We start from the raw sequence: 16,809 nt of genomic DNA on the forward strand, positions 1-16,809 counted from the left end.
GGATTCTTAGAGTGGGAAAAGGGGAACATGCGTCGCGTCGTCATCACAGGGCTGGGGATTGTATCCTCAATCGGTCACAACACTGGTGAGGTGCTAACCGCGCTGAAAGCTGGCAAATCTGGCATCACTTTTAACGAGGACATGGCAGAACACGGTTTTCGTTCGCAGATAGCCGGTGCGGTGGACCTTGATCTGACTGACCATGTCGACAAGCGCACCCTGCGGTTTATGGGGCCCGGAGCGGCATACGCCCATATCGCTATGGGTCAGGCCATTAGCGATGCTGGTCTGGAAGAAAAAGATGTCATCAACCCAATGACTGGGGTGATTGCCGGGTCTGGCGGGCCATCAACCTCGGCCATGCTGGCGGCGCATCAGACCGTGTTGAAAACTGGCGCCACCAAGCGGATCGGACCGTTTGCAGTGCCCAAGACCATGTCTTCGACGGTGAGCGCGAACCTCGCCACGGCATATCAGATCAAGGGTATGAACTTCTCGATAACGTCGGCTTGCTCCACCTCACTTCACTGTATTGGCATGGCCGCACAGCAGATCGCGTTGGGGCTGCAGGATGTGATGTTTGGCGGAGGCGGTGAGGAGCTGGATTGGACGTTGTCCTGTCTGTTCGACGCCATGGGCGCGATGTCGAGCAAGTATAACGACACACCAGAGCGAGCCTCACGCGCTTTTGATGCAGACCGCGATGGCTTTGTCATTGGTGGTGGAGGCGCGATGGTGGTGCTGGAAAGCCTTGAGCATGCTCAGGCTCGTGGTGCGAAGATTTATGCAGAGGTAACTGGTTTTTGCGCAACGTCGGATGGTGCTGACATGGTGGCGCCCTCAGGCGAGGGCGGAGAGCGCGCTATGCGCGGAGCGCTCAAGGCGTTGGGTGAAGACCGCAGAGTTAGCTATATCAATGCGCATGGCACCTCGACACCCGTCGGCGATGTGGGTGAGATTGAGGCAGTGCGCCGAGTTTTCGGTGAAGGTTCGACACCTCCAGTCAGTTCGACCAAGTCGATGACTGGTCACAGCCAAGGGGCCACAGGAGCGCAGGAAGCAGTCTACTGCCTACTCGCGCTCGAGAACGATTTCATCATTCCATCGATCAACGTGGAAACTCTTGATCCGGCTTTAAAGCCAGAAGAGATTGCCACCGAGATCGTGGAAGACGCTGGGCTTGATACAGTGATGACCAACAGTTTCGGCTTTGGCGGCACAAATGGATCGATGTGCCTGTCAAAGTTTCATGGGTGAGCCTGACCGCCAAGATATGAGGTGAAGTGGATATGAGCGTGCTTGCAGGAAAACGCGGCCTGGTGATGGGAGTAGCTAATGAGCGCTCAATTGCCTGGGGAATTGCCAAGGCCTGTGCAGAGGCGGGGGCAGAGCTGGCCTTCACCTATCAAGGGGAAGCGTTCGGCAAGCGTTTGGAACCACTCGCGGCAAGTGTTGGGTCAGATTTCATGCTCGATGTGGATGTGACAGATGACGCCTCACTCGATGCCGCTTTCGGCGCACTTCAAGAAAAATGGGGCACGATCGACTTCGTAATTCACGCCATTGCTTTTTCCGACAAGTCGGAGCTGACGGGGCGCATACTCGACACGTCACGTGCGAACTTCAAAAACTCGATGGATATCTCTGCGTACAGCTTCATCGAAGTTGCGCGCCGCGCGCACCCATTGATGGTCGAAAATGGCGGAACGTTGATTACGCTCAGTTATATGGGCTCAAACCGGGTGACACCGAATTACAATGTGATGGGTGTGGCCAAAGCGGCGCTGGAGGCGGCGGTGCGTTATCTGGCGAATGACCTTGGGCCAGAGGGCATCCGTGTCAACGCGATAAGTCCTGGTCCGATGAAAACGCTGGCAGGCTCAGCCATCGGTGGTGCTCGCAAAACCTGGAAACATACTGAAACCAACGCACCGCTTCGCGCTAATGCCTCGCTGGAAGCGGTCGGTGGTACGGCGGTATATCTGTGTTCTGATGCTGGCGCTTGCACTACCGGCGAGATTATTCGCGTCGATGGCGGCTTTCACGTTCTTGGTATGCCACAACACGACAACCTTTGATTTTGGCCTTTGACGATGCGCTTTGGCGAAGCAAATGTTGATGATCGAGCAGTTCGTGATCTGCTGGAATACCATCATCGCAATATGTTAGAAGTATCACCGCCGGGCACCGCTTATGCTTTTGATGTTGAACGGCTTCGCGAAGCAGACATCCGCGTTTTTGGCGCGTGGGAAGGCGAGCAATTGCAAGCCGTTGGCGCGCTTCGATTTCATGAGAACTACGCCGAAATAAAGAGCATGCGAACGCTGCCAGAGTTCGCAGGCAAAGGGTTGGGTAAGGGGTTGCTCACTCATCTTCTCAATACGGCACGCAAAGCAGGTTTTACTACGGTCCGACTGGAGACCGGGATCAGTGCGCCTTTCACGCCCGCAAACCGCCTCTATAAAGCGTTCGGTTTCTCTGAGATCGGTCCATTTGCAGGCTACCAGGACAATGGCGATAACCGTTTCTACGAAAAGATGGTATAATCCACAGCCACCCTGCGTAGTCCCAAATTGGGTCATCGCGGTGCGATGTCGCTTTTTAACAAGCCATAGCGAATCAGTTTGGTTACTAGCGTCTTAATCGTGGCATAGATCACGAAATTTTAGGGACGCATTCTAGAAACTTATTCGGAGTGCAAACATCATGATACTATCAAAAATCTCGACATTGGGCACGGTTTCGCTTGGCGCATTGGCGCTGGCTACAGCTCCTGCGCAAGCCGCAACGGTAACCGTTGATCTCAGCGGTGCATCGACCGGTTCCACCGTGACAGGTGTTGGTGCATCCTTTGCTCAGGGCTTTACGTTTGGCCCAATCGCGTTGGATCCATCAGGTACAATCACCGTGAGCTTTTTTGCCCCTGGCCCTACGCCAGCCAGCAACTCATTGCTTTCACAGCCAGGAAATGCGGTCGATTTGGCCATGCTTCTTGATGGCGGGGCGATCGCTGACAGCCTCACATTCACCGCCGGCTTTTTCAATGGCGGCACGATTGACGCTATCGGTTATGACTCTGCTGGCAACGTTACTGGGATGGAGACATTCGGCGGTGGCAATGGCTATTCAGAATTCACTCTCAATAGCCTTGGAAACTTCGCCGGTGTTTTGTTCACGAATAACAACGACCCCGCAGGCGTCCGCTTCCAGAACTTCAGCTATGAGTCCGTGATGGGTGGCGCTGTTCCAGAGCCAGCAACTTGGGCGATGATGCTGCTCGGCTTCTTCGGTCTGGGCGCAGCTTTGCGGAGCAATAAGGGCCAGCAGCGTATCCGGGTGTCATACTCGTAACGCAATCGCCTGCTGACAATAAGGACGCCGCTGACCCGATGGTTGGCGGCGTTTTTCGTATCAGTCGGCTAAAGCGCGCTGAGCACCTGATCAGGAGGTCGGTGCCCGTCGATCCACATCTGGATGTTCGCTATGACCTTGAGGCCGGAGTCCTCGCGACCTTCCTGTGTTGCGCTGCCGATATGAGGGAGTGTCATCACGTTAGGGCTCTTGAGTAAACGCGAATCTACAATCGGCTCATCCGGATACACATCCAAACCGGCCCCGCCCAAGTGACCACTGTCGAGCGCATCCGCCAGAGCATTGTAATCAACCAGATCACCGCGTGCAGTGTTGATCAGACAGCTACCGGGCTTCATCAATCCTATCCGCCGCGCATCAAGCATGCCGCGTGTCTCGTCGCTGGCTGGACAATGCAATGTGACAATATCCGCTTGCTGCAAAAGCTCGTCCAAGTCGGCAATGAAACGCACGCCGAGCATCCGCTCGACCGCCTCCGGGAGAGGCTTGCGATTGTGATAGACAATGTCGAGGCCGAATGCGCGGGCGCGGTGTGCCACCGCCTGGCCAATGCGCCCAAGACCCACGATGCCGAGCACTTTTCCGCCAAGTTTACGCCCTAGTAGCGCCGTCGGGGTCCACCCGCTCCATTGTCCTGTCCGAACCAACTCAACACCCTCGCGAATACGTCGCGGCACGCCAATGATCCCAGCCATGGCCAAATCAGCAGTGTCGTCGGTGAAAACACCCGGCGTATTTGTCACCATGATCCCCCGTTCTGCTGCGGCTTTCAGATCAATATGATCGGTGCCGGCACCAAAACTGGCGATAAGTTTGAGTCTTTGCCCAGCCTGCTGGATCAAGTCGCCGTCAATGCGATCAGTGACAGTCGGAACGAGGACATCGCATCCCGCCATCGCGGTACCGATAATTCATCCCGGGTGAGGGGCTGATCATCGCTGTTTAGCTGCGCATCGAACAGATCTTGCATGCGCTCCTCAACAAGAGGCAGGAGATGGCGCGTCACAAACACACGGGGTTTGTGATCAATGCGTTTGGTCGGTGTGTCGGGATTAATAGCCATCACCACCCGGCTAGGCGGTGAAAGCCCATCTGGTCAAGCAGGTATGGGCGATAGCAACTGTTGCGGCTGAGCCAACTCGTCGGGTATCGGTAAGCCATGAGATTGATTCCCATGCTTCTTGCACTTTCGGTGCTGTGGATGCCGCCAGCGAGCGCGCAAACTCGTGAAGTGCCATACTGGGCAACCATTCGAGATAGCGCGACAACGCTCAACATGCGTGTGGGGCCCAGCAAGGATTATAAGATCGTTTGGGAGTATCGCCGTCCCGGCCTGCCGGTGAAAGTGGTTCGCGTATTGGACGGATGGCGCTTGATCGAAGATCCCGATGGTGATCAGGGCTGGGTTTCAGCACCTCTGTTGAGCCCGGCGCGTGGAGCGTTGGTCACTGGTTCGCAGCCTGTTGCACTGGTCAGTCAACCTGAGCCAGAATCAGCGGTACGTTGGATGGTGGAGCCAGGTGTCGTTGCGCGACTGAACAACTGTGACGAGGGATGGTGCCGCATCGATATTGACGGTCGTTCAGGGTGGATGCGGGCCACAAACCTGTGGGGCAGTGGCGACCCTTAGATATGACCGGAGCTAGCTCCCAGCGGTCGGGTTAGCCTTAGCCTCGTCTATCTTGCGCGCGGTCAGCATTATTTCGCCATCGGCGTCCATAACCTCAAAAACACCGTCGGTGTTAGGTTCACCACCAAAGAAGCATGAGGCACCTTCATCACCTTCGGGATCGAAGCAAATCTGCCCGCTTGCAACCACCCAAGTGCCCGTTTCGATGACCTCTCCATCGGACACGTCTTCATAAGTGCCATCCGGGTTGATCGTTTGCGTCACGATTGTACCATCGTCGAGCGTCGCTTCATACGTACCAACCGGAGTATCGTCTTGCGTTCGAGAGTTTTCGGAAGCCGCCTCACTACAGCCAGCGGCAAGCAAAGCGCAAACGCAGCCTACCACCACCGCTCGCGACCTCATACGAGTTCGACTGCGACAGCGGTTGCTTCACCACCGCCGATACACAGGCTTGCAATGCCTTTGGTCTTACCCTGAGTTTTGAGAGCATTGAGCAAGGTGACAATAATCCGCGTGCCGCTTGCGCCGATCGGGTGACCAAGCGCGGTACCACCGCCGTTTATGTTGATTTTGTCATGGGCGATGCCGATGTCCCGCATCGCAAACATAGCGACGCATGCGAAAGCCTCGTTCACCTCCCACAGATCAACGTCATCAACGCTCCAACCGGCATTTGCCAGAACCTTCTCGATTGCCCCCACAGGCGCGATGGTAAAGTCTTTGGGCTCACGTGCATGAGCCGCCATCGCGATGATCTTCGCCACTGGTTGCTGACCGTTTTCGCTCGCCACACTTTCACGGGTCAACACGACCGCCGCGGCACCGTCGGAAATTGAACTGGAAGTCGCCGCCGTGATTGTGCCATCCTTCGCAAAGGCAGGCCTCAGCTGTGGGATTTTGTCAGGACGACCTTTGCGCGGCGATTCGTCATTTTCGACGGTGACTTCGCCTTTGCGCGTGGCGAATGTAACAGGCACAACTTCATCGGCAAAAGCGCCGCTCTCAATGGCGGCATTCGCGCGCCGCAGGCTTTCGATGGAGTATTCGTCCATCTCTTCGCGCGTCATTTGATAGTCATTGGCCGTGTCCTGCGCGAATGTGCCCATAGCGCGCCCTTCCTCATAGGCATCCTCGAGGCCATCCAGAAACATGTGATCATAAGTCGTGTCATGGCCCAGTCGCGCACCCGAACGGTGCTTCTTAAGCAGATATGGCGCATTGGTCATACTTTCCATGCCGCCCGCCACGACATAGTCGATCGTGCCACTCGCCAGCGCTTCAGCACCCATGATGACCGTCTGCATGCCACTGCCGCACACCTTATTGACGGTGGTCGCCTGGACCGATTTGGGCAGACCGGCCTTTACCATCGCTTGACGGGCAGGGGCTTGGCCGAGGCCCGCTGGCAAGACGCATCCCATATAGGCACGGTCGAACTTGTCGCCATCAACGCCTGAGCGTTCAACCGCCGCTTTAACCGCAGTCGCGCCAAGATCTGTAGCGGACACATCGGCTAGCGTGCCTTGCATGCTGCCCATTGGGGTGCGTGCATAAGACAGAATGACGACAGGATCGGCTGAGGAGAACTGGGTCACTTGTTAAATCCCTTCGGTTCTGGAATATCAGTTTTGAAACGCGACTTAGTGTTGCGGTGCAACAATAGCAAATGGCCAGACTTTGGGGAATGCTCCAAATGGCTAAAGGAGAGAGCGATGGCCGATAATCAGCAGCAGATAATGATAGACATTCTTCGCAAACAACGGTCGGCGCACACCCAAATGCGCCCAGAACCGCTCGCAATGCGCCGCAACCGCATCGAACGCGCGATGAAACTGCTCAAAGACCACGGTGATGATCTGTGCAAAACGATGGCGGTACGATTTTGGCAATCGTTCGCCTCATCAATCGATGATCACTGATATCGCTGGCACAGTTGGCTTTGGTAAGTACTGCCTCAAGAACCTCGACAAATGGAGCAGGACGCAGAAGCGCAGTGTGCAGTTTCCCTAGGCCTGCTCGGCGCAAAGGCAGAAGTGCGGTACGAAGCGAAGGGTGTGATCGGTATCCTCAGCCCTTGGAATTTCCCCGTAAATCTGACCTTTGGCCCACTCATGCAGATTTTCGCTGCGGGTAATCGCGCGATGATCAAGCCAAGCGAATTCACCGAAAAGACCAGCATGTTGATGCGCGAACTGGTGGCGGATTACTTCACTCCCGATGAGTGTGCCGTTTTCACCGGTGGCCCGGAAGTGGCGCAGGCATTTTCCGGCCTTCCCTTTGACCACTTGGTCTTTACCGGTTCAACGCCGACTGGCGCAAAGGTGATGGAGGCCGCAGCTAAAAATCTCGTCCCTGTAACTCTCGAGCTTGGCGGCAAGTCCCCTGTGTTTATGGGAGAGAGCGCGGATTTCGCGAGAGCTGGTGAGCGCGTGGCTCTGGGTAAGATGCTCAATGCGGGGCAAATCTGCCTCGCACCAGATTACATGTATGTTCCGGAAAGTAAGCAGGATGAGGCTGTTCAGGGCGTTTCTGACGGAGTTCACAACATGTATCCGTCGCTGCTCGATAATGAAGACTACGCTAGCGTCGTTACGGATCGCCACTTTGACCGGCTTCAGTCAATGGTTTCCGATGCCAAAAGTAAGGGCGCTGAGGTCATTGAGGTCAATCCGGGCAACGAGGACTTCAGCAACACGAACGCTCGCAAAATGCCTCTTACGATCCTTAAAAACGTTACGGATGATATGCAGGCAATGCAGGAAGAGATCTTTGGCCCGGTCCTGCCGGTGAAAACGTACAAGAATATTAGCGAAGCGGTCGACTATGTGAACGACCGCGATCGTCCGCTGGGTCTCTATTACTTTGGCAATGACAAGGCTGAGCAGGAGCAGGTGCTCACCCGTACCATCTCTGGCGGCGTGACCGTAAATGACGTGATTTTCCATATATCGATGGAAGATTTACCGTTTGGCGGGGTTGGACCATCTGGCATTGGCTCTTATCACGGGGTTGAGGGCTTTAGAGAATTTAGTCACGCCCGCAGTGTTTACACACAGCCTAAGATCGATGTTGCAAAACTGGGCGGGTTCAAACCCCCTTATGGAGCAGCCACAGCCAAGGCGGTGAAAGGCATGATGAAGTAGTCTGCATGGCTCGTGGCGCGGATTGCACGATTCGCGCCCTTGCACCCTGCGCAAGAGCGGCTTAAGGGCGACCCAATTGTAAGCCTTCTGGGCTTCTTTGTGGGTGTTATCTGTGGTCGATCTAAGCCAATATCTTCCGATCTTCATCTTCCTGGTCATCGCACTCGGTTTGTCCGTGGCGTTCGTGTTTCTGCCCATGGGCGTTTCTCGCCTTACCGGCGCGCACAATCCGGATGCAGAAAAACTCAGTGAATATGAGTGCGGATTCCCCGCATTTGATGATGCGCGTAGCCAGTTTGATGTGCGGTTTTATCTCGTGGCAATTTCGTTCATTCTCTTCGACCTTGAGGCATCGTTCCTGTTCCCATGGGCGGTGAGCCTTGAACACACGGGTTGGACCGGTTGGATTGGAATGGTGATCTTCCTCGCGATCCTTGCCATTGGTCTCGCATATGAGTGGAAGATGGGGGCCCTTGATTGGGATTGATCGGATATGAATCAGCCAAACATCATAACGCCGCCATCCGAATTGCCCACAGCGAAGGGCGGCGAAATTCGTCAGCCGGATCAGGACTATTTCAACGCGCTCCAATCCGAGGTGAATGACAAGGGCTTTCTCGTTACCTCGACAGAGGATGTATTCCAGTGGGCGCGCACGGGCTCGCTCTGGTGGATGACCTTCGGTCTGGCATGCTGCGCGGTCGAAATGATCCACGTGAACATGCCGCGCTATGATATGGAGCGGTTCGGTGCCGCGCCCCGTGCTTCGCCACGTCAGTCAGATCTGATGATCGTCGCGGGCACTCTGTGCAACAAAATGGCTCCCGCTTTGCGCAAGGTTTATGACCAGATGTCTGATCCCAAATATGTGATCAGCATGGGCAGCTGCGCGAACGGTGGTGGTTATTATCACTATAGCTATAGCGTAGTGCGCGGCTGCGACCGGATCGTGCCGGTAGATATTTATGTGCCCGGCTGTCCTCCAACTGCCGAGGCGCTTCTTTACGGTGTGATGCAGCTGCAGCGCAAAATCCGCCGCGTCGGGACGATTGAGCGCTAAGATGGCCGTTCTTCACTCAGCCCCCAAATTCACGCAAATTGATGGTCTTGCCGACACACTAGGCAAGGCGATCGGCGGTGATCTGCTGGCGACCACCGAAGCGAATGGCGAGCTGATTTTTACCGTCAAACGCGGCGCGATTGAGACTGTCCTTCGTACCCTTCGTGATGAGCACGGCTACCAGCAATTGATGGAAATCGCCGGTGTCGACTTTCCCGACCGCGATGAGCGCTTCGAGGTCGTCTACATGCTTTTGAGCGTGACTAAGAATAGCCGTATCATGATCAAGGTTAGCGCATCGGAAGATACGCCAGTCCCAACCGCTACCACGCTATGGCCAAATGCGGGCTGGCTCGAGCGTGAAGTGTTCGACATGTATGGCGTGCTGTTTGACGGCAATACTGATCTGCGCCGCATCCTCACTGATTACGGCTTTGAGGGGCATCCTTTCCGCAAGGATTTCCCGCTCACTGGTTATACCGAACTACGTTATTCTGAGGAAGAGAAGCGGGTGGTGTATGAACCTGTTGAACTTGCGCAAGACTTGCGTCAGTTTGACTTTCTGAGCCCTTGGGAAGGTACGGACTACGTGCTGCCCGGCGACGAGAAGGCCGGTGCACCCGATGTCGATAAGCCGAAGGTGACCGAGGATACCGGTGATACCGGCGCGGGTAAGAAAACCGACAAGAAGGCAGCCAGAAAAGTCAGCGCTGATGCGTCGGCCATGAAGAAGGCCGAGGGCAAGGGCGCGGCCAAATAGTGGGACGTGGCGGTCTCTTGATCTCGGCACTGGCTATGGGTGTTGGCGCATGTAACGAACAGCCTGCTGCGCCTGAAACCGTCGACGAGTTTGCCGCGCGCGTAGGCGCGACGACAACGAGTGGGTCGGCAGCCGAAGGAAACACGCAGCAGCCTCAGGTCGTGCAGGCCGCGCCGGTTGCCGAAGAGGCGCAAACAACGGTGAATCTTCCCAAGCTAGAAACACTCGGCGATTTCAGTGAGGTGAATCTTGGTCCCAAAGCGGGTGAGTGCAATTTTAGCTCGGGCAGCACTCAAATTGTGAGCGCCGTGGGTCCCGAAGACAAATCCCTGCCTGGCAAAGCGGCTGTACGGATCGGCGGTGAGTTGGTTGTTCTCGACGCTCCTCCGGGTGGGTATGAGGCCGTAAAAGCTGGTACGACATTCCGCGGCGAGGGCTTCGCGGTTCAGGTTTTCCCGTCCGCAACGGGTGCCGCGCAGCTCGCAATCACTAACGGGCAGGGCGGCAGAGAAATACTCGACGGTCAATGGGTGTGCGCATGAGTAACGGTTTGCAAATCGAAGAATCGCCAACCACTGGCGACCAGACGATCACCAATTACACGATCAATTTCGGGCCTCAGCACCCGGCTGCCCACGGCGTTTTGCGGATGGTCATGGATCTGGATGGCGAGATTATTGAGCGGATCGACCCACATGTGGGTCTGCTGCATCGCGGCACGGAAAAGCTGATCGAGAACAAGACATATCTTCAGGCGTTGCCGTACTTTGACCGCCTCGATTACTGTTCGCCGCTGTGTCAGGAGCACAGCTATGTGCTGGCCATTGAGAAACTGCTCAATGTCGAGGTGCCGGAGCGCGGGCAGTATCTGCGTGTGCTGTTCGCCGAGCTGACCCGGATATGCAATCACATGCTCAATATGGGAGCGCATATCCTAGACGTAGGCGCGTTCACGCCGAACCTGTGGATAATGGATCTGCGCGAGGACATGCTCAACTTCTTTGAGCGGGCGTCGGGCGCGCGTATGCATATGGCGTGGTTCCGGCCAGGCGGAGTGCATCAGGACGTCCCGGAAAAGCTGCTCGTCGATATTGGCGAATGGCTTAATGCGCGGTTCTTCCCACTGTTCGAAGATGCGATGAGCCTGGTGATGGACAACCGCATCTTTAAGCAGCGCAATGTCGATATCGCCGTGGTCAGCAAGGAAGACGCGCTTGCCTGGGGTTTTAGCGGCCCGATGATCCGTGCGTACCGGCATCCCGTGGGATTTGCGCAAATCGCAGCCTTACGACGTCTATGATCGGATGGATTTTGACATCCCCGTCGGCACCAATTCTGACTGTTACGACCGGTTCATGGTCCGCGTGAAGGAAGTTTACGAAAGCGCGAAGATCATTCGCCAGTGTCTGGCTGAGATGCCAAGTGGCCCGGTGTGCTCGGATGACCGCAAGGTTTCCCCGCCCAAGCGCGGCGAAATGAAGCAGTCGATGGAGGCACTGATCCATCATTTCAAGCTTTACACCGAGGGCTTTCACGTTCCTGCTGGCGAAGTCTACGTCGCGACCGAAAGCCCCAAAGGCGAGTTCGGAGTTTATCTGGTGAGCGACGGGACCAACAAGCCCTATCGCTGCAAGATCTCGCCCGACCGCTTTCAGCCACCTGCAAGCGATGGATTTCATGAGCAAAGGGCACATGCTGCCCGACGCGACCGCGATCCTGGGCGCAATTGACGTTGTGTTTGGGGAGTGTGACCGGTGATCCTCCGCGAGCTCCTCATATTTCTTGCCGGCTTCGGCGTCTTTGCCGCTGCAATCGCTGCATATTTGCTGCTGTTCCATGGCGAGGCGCCGCGCAAGGAAGTCTTCTCGACTGCCGCTGCGGCGGTCATTGGCCTCTACGCAGGTCGTTATTTACAAAACAGGTTGAGCAATGGCTGACCGGACACCCGCACCAGATACACCCGAACTGCGCGAGCGGTGGGGCTCTTTCGCATGGACGAAAGAGAACAAGAAGACCGCTGATTGGCATATCGCCAAATATCCCGAAGGCCGCCAGAAATCGGCGGTGATGCCGCTGCTCGATTTGGCGCAGCGTCAGGTTGGCGCAGAGACAGACACGCAAGGCTGGCTCCCGCTGCCGGTTATCGAATATGTCGCGGATTATCTCGACATGCCGGTGATCCGCGTGCTCGAAGTCGCAACCTTCTATTTCATGTACAACATGAAGCCTGTCGGCAAATATCATGTCCAGGTGTGCGGCACGACGCCGTGTATGCTGCGCGGGTCAGACGACATCATCAGCGCGTGCAAGAAGCGTGGCATGGTGAAGGGCGGCGTATCTGAAGACGGCCTTTGGACCCTGACTGAGGTCGAGTGCATGGGTAATTGCGCGACTGCGCCGATGGTTCAGATCAACGATGATAATTACGAAGACCTGACGGTCGAGCGGCTCGATGCCGTGCTTGATGGGTTGGCCGCGGGTGAGCAACCCAAGGCAGGCACGCAGGAGCCAGGCCGACACACGTCAGAACCCGCAAATGCGCTGAGCAATCTTAAAGAGATGGTCGATGCCAATCATGACTATCGAGGGGAGTGGTAATGGATAGCTCGATTATCACTATAGTAGTGGCGGTAATTGCCATTGCGGTCGTCTGGAAGCTGCTGAAAGGGATTGTGAAAACGCTTGCTTTGCTCGCCATTGCGGGTGTCGCGGCACTGCTCGTTTCTGGAGGTTATCTATGAGCCTTCTCGATAAGGATCGCATTTTTACAAACGTCTACGGCTTCCAGGATTGGGGCCTCAAGGCGGCGCAGTCTCGCGGCGATTGGGATAACACCAAGGCGCTGATCCAGCGCGGTAACGATGCTATCATCGACGAAATCAAAGAGTCCGGTCTTCGCGGTCGAGGCGGAGCGGGCTTCCCGACCGGCCTAAAATGGTCGTTCATGCCCAAGGAAAGCAAGGATGGCCGTCCAAGCTTCCTCGTCATCAATGCCGACGAATCCGAGCCGGGCAGCTGCAAGGACCGCGAAATTATACGCCATGATCCGCACAAGCTGATTGAGGGCGCACTGGTCGCAGGCTTTGCTATGCGTGCACGCGCGGCATATATCTATATTCGCGGTGAATACATTCGCGAGGCCGAAACGCTGCAAAAGGCGATTGATGAGGCTTATGACGCCGGACTGATCGGTAAGAACGCCAGCGGTTCGGGCTATGATTTCGATGTGTTTATGCATCGCGGAGCGGGCGCGTATATCTGCGGTGAAGAAACCGCGATGATCGAAAGCCTGGAGGGCAAGAAAGGGCAACCGCGCTTAAAACCGCCATTCCCGGCGGGTGCGGGTCTTTATGGTTGCCCCACGACCGTGAATAATGTTGAGAGTATCGCGGTGGTACCGACGATCCTGCGACGCGGCGCGAGCTGGTTCAACAGCTTTGGCCGCGAGGGCAATCACGGTACCAAGCTTTTCCAGATCAGCGGCCATGTGGAGCGACCCTGCGTTGTTGAGGAAGCCATGAGCATTCCTTTCCGCGAGCTGATTGAGAAGCATTGTGGCGGAATTACGGGTGGTTGGGGTAACCTCCTCGCAGTCATTCCAGGCGGGTCGTCTGTGCCGTTAGTGCCTGCGGAGCAGATCATGGACGCACCGATGGACTTTGATGGGCTTAAAGAGCTCGGCTCTGGTCTGGGTACAGCGGCGGTTATTGTGATGGACAAATCCACCGATATCGTCCGCGCGATTTCGCGTCTCAGTTATTTCTACAAGCACGAGTCATGCGGCCAGTGCACGCCGTGCCGCGAAGGCACCGGTTGGATGTGGCGCATGATGGAGCGTTTGCGCACAGGCGATGCCGCGATTGAAGAAATCGATATGCTGCAAGAGGTTACCAAGCAGGTGGAAGGTCACACAATTTGCGCGCTGGGCGATGCCGCAGCATGGCCTATTCAAGGCCTAATCCGCCATTTCCGTCCCGAGCTGGAGCGTCGTATTCACGAGCATAATGCCCAATTCGCGGAGGCTGCGGAATGAAGTCTCTCTTGGTCTTTGCATGCGCGGCATTCGCATTCATCTCGCAGGGCGCTCTAGCCAAGGGCCAAGATCCGGCCATTGCACTGGCAGAATGCGCTTGGGAGAAAGTTCCCGCAAGCGCTTCCATCTTGTCAAAGAAGAAAGCCAAAAAGCGTGTGGTCTACGATGAGCCGGAAATTGAGGGGGCTGGGCCGTTTATGCGGGTTTACGCGGCTTGTGCTGAGGAGCGGGCGGCGCTGCTTAACTCCGTCGAGCGCGGCGAAGCAGCCTACAAGCTCTTGAGGGCGGTTCGAAAAGCAGAACCTGATGCGGTGCCAAGTGATACCTTTAGCATCCCGGTTTACCGATGCGAGGCTAACTTTCCGGATAAAAGCGACTTAAATCAAAGCCCGGTCATCTGGTGGGGTTACGGCGCAGACCGCTCAAAGAGCCAACTCGGTCGAAAACAGTCGGTGTTCAACAATCAGGTTTCGATAACCGCTGGCGATCTTGCGGCTCTTGAGAAGCGGGGTGATGGACTTCAAAATATGCTCAAACTTCTGGAGCAGGCCGAGAAGCAGGAAACGGTTGAGGCAGAGTCCTTTGAGATAGGCATGGCTTCTGAGAAGGCTTTTGTGATCAAGCCTACCGAGGCCAATACGTCTTGCCAGCTAGTCACCCTCGAAGGAGGACTGCGCGATGCCTAAAGTCACCGTAGACGGCGAAGAGATCGAAGTCCCAGCAGGTGCGACGGTTCTGCAGGCGTGTGAGCTTGCGGGAAAGGAAATCCCGCGTTTCTGCTATCATGAGCGCCTGAGCATTGCTGGCAATTGCCGCATGTGTCTGGTCGAGGTGGCTCCGGGTCCGCCCAAGCCGCAGGCATCGTGTGCGCTTCCGGCCACTGATGGTCAGGAAATCCGCACTGACACGCCAATGGTCAAAAAGGCGCGGGAAGGAGTGATGGAGTTTCTCCTCATCAATCACCCGCTTGATTGCCCCATTTGCGATCAGGGTGGCGAATGCGACCTGCAAGACCAGTCGATGACCTATGGTCGCGGCGCGACGCGCTATGACGAGAATAAGCGCGCCGTTAGCGAAAAGCACATGGGCCCGCTGATCAAGACGGTCATGACCCGCTGCATTCACTGCACGCGCTGTGTGCGTTTCTCCGAAGAAGTTGCAGGCGTTGACGAAATCGGCGCGCTGTATCGCGGCGAGGATATGCAGATCACGACATATCTTGAACAAGCGGCTGCGCACGAGATGAGCGCCAATGTGATCGATCTGTGTCCGGTCGGTGCGCTTACGTCGCGCCCCTACGCTTTCGAAGCGCGGTACGTGGGAATTGAAGAAAACGCTCAGCATCGATGTTTCGGATGCCGTTGGCGCGAACATCCGCCTCGACAGCCGCGGGCGTGAAGTCATGCGCGCGCTCCCGCGGGTCAATGATGACGTCAATGAGGAGTGGATTTCAGACAAGGCCCGCTATCAGGTGGATGGCCTGACCAAGCGGCGTCTCGACAAGGTTTACCTGCGCAAGCGAGGCAAACTTACCGAGGGCACGTGGGACGAAGCCTTCAAAGCGATTGCCAAGCAATTGAAAGGCAATGCATCTTCCATCGCGGCAATTGCAGGCGATATGGTCGATTGCGAGACGATGTTTGCGGCCAAGGCGCTGCTCAAGGCGTCTGGTTCGACCCTGCTCGAAGGCCGTCAGACTGGCATGGACTACGACGTGTCGAACCTCGCAGCGGTCAATTTCAACTCGACACTAGCGGGGATCGAGACGGCTGATGCAGTCCTGATCATTGGTAGTCACGTTCGATGGGAAGCGCCGCTGGTTAACACGCGGCTGAAGAAAGCCAGCAAACGCGGAGCCAAGATTTTCGTGGTTGGGCCAGAATGGGATACGACCTACCCCGCGACATTCCTCGGCGATGATCTCAGCGTGTTGAACCGCGTTCCCAAAGAGCTCGGCGATGCGATGAAAGCGGCTGAACGGCCAGCAGTGATCCTGGGTGGGGCGGCTCTGGCGAAGGGTGCACTGGCACCTGCGCTCAAGCTCGCTGACAAGTTCAAACTGGTCCGCGATGGTTGGAATGGCTTCAATGTGATGCACTTCTCCGCCGCGCGGATGGGGGGCTGATGCTTGGCTATGCGCAAGAGAACGGGATTGCTGACATTGTGAAAACAGCGCCAGAGGTAGTGTTGTCGCTCGGCGCGGATGAGATGGATTTCGAGCCATTTGCTGATGCGCTCAAGGTCTATATCGGCCATCATGGCGATAAGGGCGCGCATGCGGCGGATATCATCCTGCCAGCGGCGTCTTATGCGGAGAAAGATGGCACTTACGTCAATACCGAAGGGCGCGTGCAGTTTGCCGAGAAAGCTGTGTTTGCACCGGGTGACGCGAGGGAGGATTGGACAATTCTGCGCGCTCTCGCGGATGCACTGAAAGTGGATGTTGGATTTGACAGCTTTGCCGAGCTGCAAAGCGCCATGATTGCAGAAGTGCCTGCCCTGGGTGAAGAGAGTCTGGCCGATTATGGCGACCTGCCGAAAGCAGACAGCAAAGCGAAGTTTGAAGGCGTCATTGCTGGCTATCCGATTGCTGACTTCTATCTGACCAACCCAATCGCCCGCGCCAGCGCAGTGATGCAGCAATGCTCGGTACTGAAATCCTCCACGCGGATGAACTTAAGGAGGCGGCAGAGTGACGGAAGAATTATCATACGTCATTGCGAGCCTCGTTAAGCGAGGCGCGGCAATCCAGGGCTGGCGAGCAGTTCAACTGGATTGCTTCGCAACGCTCGCAATGATGGGGAAGGG

Annotated in this window: 16 protein-coding genes and 4 pseudogenes; 17 read left to right on the forward strand and 3 right to left on the reverse strand. The window is 56.2% G+C overall.

What is annotated here, in order from left to right:
• Window positions 1-27 precede the first annotated feature (27 nt).
• The 4 genes from ACZ1GM_RS08205 (at window position 28) to ACZ1GM_RS08220 (ending at window position 3,351) form a co-directional block, all read left to right on the forward strand.
• On the forward strand, window positions 28-1,257 hold the full coding sequence (locus ACZ1GM_RS08205; protein WP_472676031.1) for a beta-ketoacyl synthase N-terminal-like domain-containing protein: 1,230 nt from the start codon (window positions 28-30) through the stop codon (window positions 1,255-1,257).
• A gap of 32 nt (window positions 1,258-1,289) precedes the next feature.
• Window positions 1,290-2,078, forward strand: a complete 789-nt coding sequence (locus ACZ1GM_RS08210; RefSeq protein WP_472676032.1) for an enoyl-ACP reductase FabI — start codon at window positions 1,290-1,292, stop codon at window positions 2,076-2,078.
• 15 nt (window positions 2,079-2,093) lie between these two features.
• Window positions 2,094-2,546, forward strand: a complete 453-nt coding sequence (locus ACZ1GM_RS08215; protein ID WP_472676033.1) for a GNAT family N-acetyltransferase — start codon at window positions 2,094-2,096, stop codon at window positions 2,544-2,546.
• Window positions 2,547-2,706: 160 nt separating this feature from the next.
• Window positions 2,707-3,351, forward strand: coding sequence for a PEPxxWA-CTERM sorting domain-containing protein (locus tag ACZ1GM_RS08220; RefSeq protein WP_472676034.1), 645 nt, complete (start codon window positions 2,707-2,709; stop codon window positions 3,349-3,351).
• A gap of 68 nt (window positions 3,352-3,419) precedes the next feature.
• Here the strand turns inward: ACZ1GM_RS08220 and ACZ1GM_RS08225 are convergent.
• A pseudogene (locus tag ACZ1GM_RS08225) lies at window positions 3,420-4,435 on the reverse strand (2-hydroxyacid dehydrogenase).
• Window positions 4,436-4,546: 111 nt separating this feature from the next.
• On the opposite strand from ACZ1GM_RS08225, the gene ACZ1GM_RS08230 reads away from it, so the two are divergent.
• Entirely contained in the window at window positions 4,547-5,002 is a 456-nt protein-coding gene (locus ACZ1GM_RS08230) for an SH3 domain-containing protein (protein ID WP_472676035.1), read from the forward strand.
• 12 nt (window positions 5,003-5,014) lie between these two features.
• On the opposite strand, the gene ACZ1GM_RS08235 is transcribed toward ACZ1GM_RS08230, so the two are convergent.
• Together ACZ1GM_RS08235 and ACZ1GM_RS08240 are read right to left on the reverse strand one after the other, a co-directional pair.
• Window positions 5,015-5,407, reverse strand: coding sequence for a hypothetical protein (locus ACZ1GM_RS08235; RefSeq protein WP_472676036.1), 393 nt, complete (start codon window positions 5,405-5,407; stop codon window positions 5,015-5,017).
• Window positions 5,404-6,600: a thiolase family protein gene (locus tag ACZ1GM_RS08240; RefSeq protein ID WP_472676037.1), complete on the reverse strand. Its 1,197-nt coding sequence runs from the start codon at window positions 6,598-6,600 to the stop codon at window positions 5,404-5,406. The genes ACZ1GM_RS08235 and ACZ1GM_RS08240 overlap by 4 nt, the downstream gene beginning before the upstream one ends.
• Window positions 6,601-6,717: 117 nt before the next feature.
• Between ACZ1GM_RS08240 and ACZ1GM_RS08245 the strand changes: the two are divergent.
• From ACZ1GM_RS08245 to nuoG, 12 genes and pseudogenes are all read left to right on the forward strand, one after another.
• Window positions 6,718-8,148: pseudogene (locus ACZ1GM_RS08245) on the forward strand (coniferyl aldehyde dehydrogenase).
• A 112-nt stretch (window positions 8,149-8,260) separates the two neighbouring features.
• Window positions 8,261-8,635 (forward strand): NADH-quinone oxidoreductase subunit A, encoded by a 375-nt coding sequence (gene ndhC / locus ACZ1GM_RS08250; protein WP_472676038.1) that lies wholly within the window; start codon window positions 8,261-8,263, stop codon window positions 8,633-8,635.
• 6 nt (window positions 8,636-8,641) lie between these two features.
• A complete protein-coding gene (locus tag ACZ1GM_RS08255) occupies window positions 8,642-9,208 on the forward strand; it encodes a NuoB/complex I 20 kDa subunit family protein (RefSeq protein ID WP_472676039.1) in 567 nt (188 codons plus the stop codon).
• Between the two features lies 1 nt (window position 9,209).
• On the forward strand, window positions 9,210-9,968 hold the full coding sequence (locus tag ACZ1GM_RS08260; RefSeq protein ID WP_472676040.1) for an NADH-quinone oxidoreductase subunit C: 759 nt from the start codon (window positions 9,210-9,212) through the stop codon (window positions 9,966-9,968).
• Window positions 9,968-10,510 carry a hypothetical protein gene (locus tag ACZ1GM_RS08265; RefSeq protein ID WP_472676041.1) on the forward strand — a complete coding sequence of 181 codons (543 nt, stop codon included), beginning with the start codon at window positions 9,968-9,970 and terminating at the stop codon, window positions 10,508-10,510. Before ACZ1GM_RS08260 ends, ACZ1GM_RS08265 begins: the two co-directional genes overlap by 1 nt.
• Window positions 10,507-11,726, forward strand: a pseudogene (locus tag ACZ1GM_RS08270) (NADH-quinone oxidoreductase subunit D). Before ACZ1GM_RS08265 ends, ACZ1GM_RS08270 begins: the two are co-directional and overlap by 4 nt.
• Window positions 11,723-11,905, forward strand: coding sequence for a hypothetical protein (locus ACZ1GM_RS08275; protein WP_472676042.1), 183 nt, complete (start codon window positions 11,723-11,725; stop codon window positions 11,903-11,905). The pseudogene ACZ1GM_RS08270 and the gene ACZ1GM_RS08275 overlap by 4 nt, the downstream one beginning before the upstream one ends.
• Window positions 11,898-12,566 (forward strand): NADH-quinone oxidoreductase subunit NuoE, encoded by a 669-nt coding sequence (nuoE, locus tag ACZ1GM_RS08280; protein WP_472676043.1) that lies wholly within the window; start codon window positions 11,898-11,900, stop codon window positions 12,564-12,566. Before ACZ1GM_RS08275 ends, nuoE begins: the two co-directional genes overlap by 8 nt.
• Window positions 12,566-12,709, forward strand: coding sequence for a hypothetical protein (locus ACZ1GM_RS08285; protein WP_472676044.1), 144 nt, complete (start codon window positions 12,566-12,568; stop codon window positions 12,707-12,709). Before nuoE ends, ACZ1GM_RS08285 begins: the two co-directional genes overlap by 1 nt.
• Window positions 12,706-14,001, forward strand: coding sequence for an NADH-quinone oxidoreductase subunit NuoF (gene nuoF / locus ACZ1GM_RS08290; protein ID WP_472676045.1), 1,296 nt, complete (start codon window positions 12,706-12,708; stop codon window positions 13,999-14,001). The genes ACZ1GM_RS08285 and nuoF overlap by 4 nt, the downstream gene beginning before the upstream one ends.
• Window positions 13,998-14,687, forward strand: a complete 690-nt coding sequence (locus tag ACZ1GM_RS08295) for a hypothetical protein (RefSeq protein ID WP_472676046.1) — start codon at window positions 13,998-14,000, stop codon at window positions 14,685-14,687. Before nuoF ends, ACZ1GM_RS08295 begins: the two co-directional genes overlap by 4 nt.
• Window positions 14,680-16,697: pseudogene (gene nuoG, locus ACZ1GM_RS08300) on the forward strand (NADH-quinone oxidoreductase subunit NuoG). Before ACZ1GM_RS08295 ends, nuoG begins: the two are co-directional and overlap by 8 nt.
• Window positions 16,698-16,809: the final 112 nt, after the last annotated feature.

Source organism: Qipengyuania sp. JB2-7 (genome assembly GCF_055693485.1).